Annotated in this window: 6 protein-coding genes; 3 read left to right on the forward strand and 3 right to left on the reverse strand. The window is 40.9% G+C overall.

All coding sequences use genetic code 11. The features are described 5' to 3' along the window. On the reverse strand, positions 1 to 582 hold a 582-nt coding region (locus CXF78_RS11460; protein WP_180957123.1), incomplete at its 3' end, for an nSTAND1 domain-containing NTPase. Between the two features lie 204 nt (positions 583 to 786). After that, positions 787 to 1,752, reverse strand: coding sequence for a 2-dehydropantoate 2-reductase (locus tag CXF78_RS11465; protein ID WP_102036855.1), 966 nt, complete (start codon positions 1,750 to 1,752; stop codon positions 787 to 789). A 139-nt stretch (positions 1,753 to 1,891) separates the two neighbouring features. Here CXF78_RS11465 and CXF78_RS11470 point away from each other — a divergent pair, with 139 nt between their 5' ends. After that, positions 1,892 to 3,205: a metal-dependent hydrolase family protein gene (locus CXF78_RS11470; RefSeq protein ID WP_102036856.1), complete on the forward strand. Its 1,314-nt coding sequence runs from the start codon at positions 1,892 to 1,894 to the stop codon at positions 3,203 to 3,205. A 380-nt stretch (positions 3,206 to 3,585) separates the two neighbouring features. Further along, positions 3,586 to 4,551, forward strand: coding sequence for a sensor domain-containing diguanylate cyclase (locus CXF78_RS11475; protein ID WP_180957124.1), 966 nt, complete (start codon positions 3,586 to 3,588; stop codon positions 4,549 to 4,551). Between the two features lie 203 nt (positions 4,552 to 4,754). Here CXF78_RS11475 and CXF78_RS11480 read toward each other — a convergent pair whose 3' ends face one another. Beyond that, positions 4,755 to 5,201 carry a MarR family winged helix-turn-helix transcriptional regulator gene (locus tag CXF78_RS11480; protein ID WP_011636281.1) on the reverse strand — a complete coding sequence of 149 codons (447 nt, stop codon included), beginning with the start codon at positions 5,199 to 5,201 and terminating at the stop codon, positions 4,755 to 4,757. 205 nt (positions 5,202 to 5,406) lie between these two features. Between CXF78_RS11480 and CXF78_RS11485 the strand changes: the two genes are divergently transcribed. Then, the coding region (locus tag CXF78_RS11485; protein ID WP_145991425.1) for an NADP-dependent oxidoreductase at positions 5,407 to 6,028 on the forward strand (622 nt) is incomplete at its 3' end.

Here is a 6,028-nt window from a genome sequence, read left to right on the forward strand (position 1 = left end):
AACACCGTTAAAGCCATTTTTGGACATCAAATTAGGCATGATGCCGGCGTTAATGAGCGATGATTTACCTGTACCGCTGGGGCCGAGTATTAAGCAAAAGGCTCGGCCAAATTCAACTTGTTTAGTGATACGATTTAATAAGGTGTCAACTTGCTCACTTCGGCCAAAAAATACATTGGAGTCGTTGGTGTCAAATGCGCGTAACCCCGGAAACGGCGAGGCGCCTTGCCATTGTTGGGTAGTGACTTTGGCATGATGACCAATAGGGAATTCAACACTGGCGATGGTGCGATAACCGCGTTTGCGGATGGTTTCTATGTACTGCGGATTAGATGCTTGATCGCCTAATGCTTTACGCAGCTGGGTAATGACTTTATGCAGCGGATTATCGCCAATGGCGATGTTGTTCCAGCAGTGATTAATAATATCGTCTGCTGCCAGTACTTCCCCTTGGTGTTGGCACAGTAAACGCAATACATCCATGGCTTTGGGTTCAAGACTGCGAATAACATCGCCAGACTGAATGCTATTGCTGTGAGGATTAATTTGCCAATCGCCAAAAAAGAAAGTGCTGTCATTCATCTGTAATTAATTTCCGATTGGTTAATCGCGTTAAGTTATAAGCAATAAAGATTACGTCACGATGACTCTTATTGAGAGTCATCTTTAGGCGTACTACTTCTGCTTGTTTGATTGTATCGTGCGACTACGTTAATGGTATTTTTTTGCAATATTTTACAATAAATTTACTTTTTTCTCGACAACGATATCGCGTACGGCATTTGGTTAATGTCGTTGTTCTAGTTGCTTTATTTTTTCTACTATCGATTGATTCACCGGTGTTTTTATACCGTATTTTTTACCAATGCTGACTACGGCACCATTGATGTAATCGACTTCTGTTTTTCGTTTTGCTTGAATGTCTTCCCACATTGATGAGCGTGCTTTGGGATCGATGTCGAGCATTTGTTTAGCGACCAGATTAAACAACCCATTTGGTAGCGATAAAATGGTGGGTAACCAAGCGGGTTTGACCTTGGTGTATTGATGCAATGTAATGTTTGCCGCTTCGCATACTGCTAGCCATTCTTTCATTGCTTTGGCTAAAACTCGGCGATTTTTGTAGTCACTTAATTGCTGTTTAATCGGTAGGTCGGTGACCGCATTTAACGCATTATTGAGATTTAATAATAATTTACCGTAAATCATTGGGGTAAAGTCAGCTTCAATGTCGCAACCAAATCCGTGGCTAACCAGTGCGGATTGAATTGCGATGCTATGAGGGTTTTCTTGCAAGGTAAATACGCCTTCTGTGCCTTTGTGAAACACGCCATTAGGCAGTTGTAACACATTAAACGGCGTGATCCCTTGTAGTAAGCGGTAATGATCGAGCGAGTCTTTAATGCTGTCAAAACTGCCTAAGCCATTTTGCATAAATATAATGCTGCTGTTGTCGTGAGTAATCGCCATTAATTGATTGGCAATACTGCTAACTTGATGACATTTTAAGGTGACAAATACTACATCAAATTTGCCATTGATTGATGATTCTTGGTCGATATCGGTGATCAACGCTTGCGGCATAATCGTTTGTTTTAAGCCGTTATAATCGGTCAAGGTAATACCGTTATTGGCGATGATTTTTTGCTTAATTGCTGGGCGACAAATTAAGCTGACTTGTAACCCCGAAATACATAACTGACCCGCTAAATAACAGCCTGTTGAACCCGCGCCAAAAATTGCAATATTCATTCTATATTCATTCACTGTTTGTTAATGATGAAACGATTTTTTAATCGTTATGTAACACGATATTTTACTCTCTTGTAACATAACAGCATTTTTGGCAGTGTAGAAAACTTAACCAATTAAAATTAAAAAAAGAGTTTCCATGAATAATAATACTATTACCACTATCGCCTTAGCGGTATTCGGATTAACGATGGCATCTACGGCGGTAGAGGCTGCCAATATTAACGTTATTTATGCTGGTACATTATTAACTACGCCAGGCGAGTCTCCTTTAACTCAGCAAACTGTAGTGATAAAAGATGGGGTTATCACTTCTATCACTTCAGGCTATCAGTCTGCACCGGTGGTGGACGAGCATGACAATATTGAGATTATTGATTTAAAAAACAGCTTTGTTATGCCAGGGTTGATGGATATGCATGTTCATTTACAGGGTGAGTTAGGGCCAAATAATGATAGCGAGGTTTTGCGAATGTCGGATGCTGACGTGGCGATGCACAGTGCTTATTTTGCCAAGAAAACCTTGTTAGCAGGTTTCACAACGGTACGAGACTTAGGCGCGAAACCGGAACAGATTTATGCATTACGCGACGGCATTAATAAAGGCTGGGTTGATGGCCCGAGAATTATTGCATCTGGTGGCGTGTCGGTAACGGGAGGTCATGGTGATGTGGATGGCATGAGCCCTGATTTACTTGATAAATTTACCTCTAAGACTATTTGTGACGGACCTTATGATTGCCGCCGCGCGACTCGTCGGGCGATTAAGTTTGGCGCTGATGTGATTAAAATCACCTCTACCGGAGGAGTGTTATCTGACACCAATACGGGTACTGGTCAGCAAATGGACGATGACGAACTTAAGGAAGTTATTGATACTGCGCATGCTTTAGGCCGTAAAGTGGCCAGCCATGCCCATGCTGCCCAAGGCATTAATGCAGCGTTGCGCGCCGGCGTCGACAGTATTGAACATGGCAGTTACGCCGATAAAGAAAGTATTAAATTAATGAAGAAAAGTGGCGCGTTTTTAGTGCCAACATTGTTGGCGGGCGACACGGTAGTGAAAATGGCTAATACCGCAGGGGCTGACTTTATGTCTCCAGCCATTAAAGCTAAAGCAATACGTGTTGGTGGTGACATGATGAACAACTTCAGTGCGGCTTATAAAGCTGGGGTTAACATTGCTTATGGTACCGACAGTGGAGTGTCACATCATGGTGACAATGCTAAAGAAGCAGTATTGATGAGCGAAGCCGGTATGAGCAATGAGGATATTTTAATCAGTGCAACGATTAATTCGGCAAAACTGATTGATATGGCAGATAAGCTTGGCACGCTGCAGGTTGGAAAATATGCCGACATTATTGCGATGCAGAAAAGTCCTCTTGAGCAAATTAAAGCGCTGTTAGATGTGTCATTTGTGATGAAGAACGGAGTTATTTATAAGCGTTAATGTTATTTATTACTTTAAGTCAGTGGTATCGACAATATCTAACCTTAACGCTTGTTTTGTTTTGTTTTGAGGTTAGTTAGCAAAACAGTAGACAGTTTAATCACCGTTTATTAGCGGGAGCTAAGGTTAACTTGACTTGAGCCTCAATATTGTCGATTTCAGCCCGATAATTAGAATCTATATTGTGATATTTCAATAATATGCAGCGTACTTCAAAATTGAATCTTGCATTCATTATTTGATTGTCACAATAGATCTTTTTATACTTGCCCATATTTGCATACGGTATGGTTAACTGTATGTAATAAGAGTATATTGTTCGGTCGGCGTCATCAACATCAATGGCGTATATGGATATAGATGGTAGCTAAGGAATGCTCATGTCGCTTGAAATCGTTGGATTATTAATTTTCATTTTATTGTTAGCCATCGTTTTGTTGCTGTTTCTGAACTTAAACCGATACCGTCAGCAGCAAACTAAAAAGATGATGTTAGATACCTATGAGCTTATCCTTGATCAAGTTGATGCTTATATTTATTTAAAAGACACTCAATGCAAATATGTTTATGCGAATCAACTGACGCTAGATTACTTTGGCGTGACGCTTGAAAAGCTAAAGGGCACTTCAGATAGCGATTACTTTCCCGCGAATGTTGTAGATATATTGCACGTGAATGACACTAAAGTGCTTAATTCTCAAAGCAAACTATCTGACGATATTATTGTTGATACCCCAGCCTCGCTAATTGTATATCACGAAGTTAAACAACCCTTATATAACCACAAAGGCACATTAATTGGCCTTATTGGTATTTCTACCGATATTACTGCTGCTTATCATTTACGTTCAAAATTAGAGCGGCTTGCTAATACCGATCCGTTAACGGGTTTGTTTAATCGTCGTTCATTTACGTCTTTTTGCGAACATGAGTTTTTTCGTGCTACTCGCTATTTTCAACCATTCTCATTAATGATTATTGATATTGATTTATTCAAAAAAGTGAATGATACCTATGGCCATTTAGTGGGGGATGAGGTGATTAAGCGCGTTGCCAATATATGCAATGAACATGTTAGGGAGGCAGATGTATTGGCTCGAATTGGCGGTGAAGAGTTTGCTATTTTATTACCCGATACTGATATTGACTCTGCTTATGTCCTGGCTGAACGGTTAAGAGAGGCTCAGCAACAGTACGAAGAACAAAAAACTCCTTCGATAACCATTAGTATTGGCGTTGCAACCTTACGTTCTCAGGATAAAGCATTCTTAGAGATATTTAAGCGGGCAGATAAAGCGTTGTATTCATCAAAAAATGTCGGTCGCAATAGTGTCAATGTCGCGTAATGGCAAGTTCTTGATGACCATTTCAGTCAGCTGGCAAAGCGGGATTTAATAGCGTTTTATTTTTTTCAAACAATGCGGCGGCATCACGTAATCGGTTATTGACCTTAAAAATCGTTAATTTAAGTTGCGCACAATTAGTTATCGTGATTATCATGTGGTTAAGCAAAACAAATTGAATCTAAATTTTTGCAACATTTTGTGCGTTAGAACTCAATATGGTTAGGCAGTTTTCGCCTAAATTGATCCAGTTGTTGTTTTAGATCGTCGAGTTCAGACATTTCAATACCGCATTGTTCAAGAATACATAGATGGATTTTTTCTGCCTGGGGCTGAAGTTGATGACCTTTTTCGGTTAATTGCATGGACAAGGTCCGTTCATCTAAGGGCTCGCGAATGCGCTTTAGCAGGCCATCGGTTTCGAGCCGTTTTATGACCGGTGTTAATGCACCAGATTGCTGCCCAAGCTTGCTGGCTAAGGTTTTTAAACTTAACCCATCTTGCTCCCAGAGGACTAACATCACCAAATACTGGGTGTAAGTTAGCCCGATAGAGTCGAGTAATGGTTTGTACAGTTGGGTAATCGCCAATGACGTTGAATAAACAGCAAAACAGAACTGATTTTCGAGTAATAGATGTTTGTTTTTATTCATATCAGTCGCTTAGCTCGCAAAGTTGTTGATCATATTTGAATTGATCAACTTAAGTAAAAAGAACGTATTATTTGGCCTTGGTTGGTTATGGTAACCGTGTTTGGCTTATATCAGTATTACAGCTATCAATAGCTTTTAACAACCGAGGTCATATTGTCTTCTCCAGCACCATTGTATGGTGCCTATGTTATTTAAAGGACACAAGATGAACACTCAAAACCGTCGTATAGTACTCGCTAGCCGCCCTCAAGGTGAGCCAGTTGCTAATAATTTTCGCTTAGAAACCGTCAACAAACCTGTACCAGCAGAAGGTGAGGTGTTATTGCGCGCAGTGTATTTATCACTTGATCCTTACATGCGTGGCCGTATGAATGACGCTAAATCATATGCTGATCCCGTTGCTATTGATGATGTGATGGTGGGCGCATCGGTATCTCAAGTGGAAGTGTCTAATCATCCTGACTACAAAGTGGGTGAGTGGGTATTATCATTTGGTGGCTGGCAAGATTACGTAGTATCCAATGGTGAAGGGCTGATGAAATTGGGCGATAACCCAAGCCATCCTTCTTATGCGTTGGGTATTATGGGCATGCCAGGCTTTACTGCCTATATGGGATTATTAGATATTGGCGTGCCTAAAGCGGGCGAAACCATTGTGGTTGCCGCGGCTACTGGGCCTGTTGGCGCAACGGTTGGCCAAATTGCTAAGTTGAAAGGTTGTCGAGTTGTTGGTATTGCTGGTGGTGAAGAAAAATGTCGCTACGCAAAAGAAGTATTAGGCTTTGATGAATGTATTGACCATAAAGCGGCTGATTTTGCGCAGCAAC

It is taken from the genome of Shewanella sp. 11B5, from assembly GCF_002836795.1.
In the GTDB taxonomy this organism is placed as follows: domain Bacteria; phylum Pseudomonadota; class Gammaproteobacteria; order Enterobacterales; family Shewanellaceae; genus Shewanella; species Shewanella frigidimarina.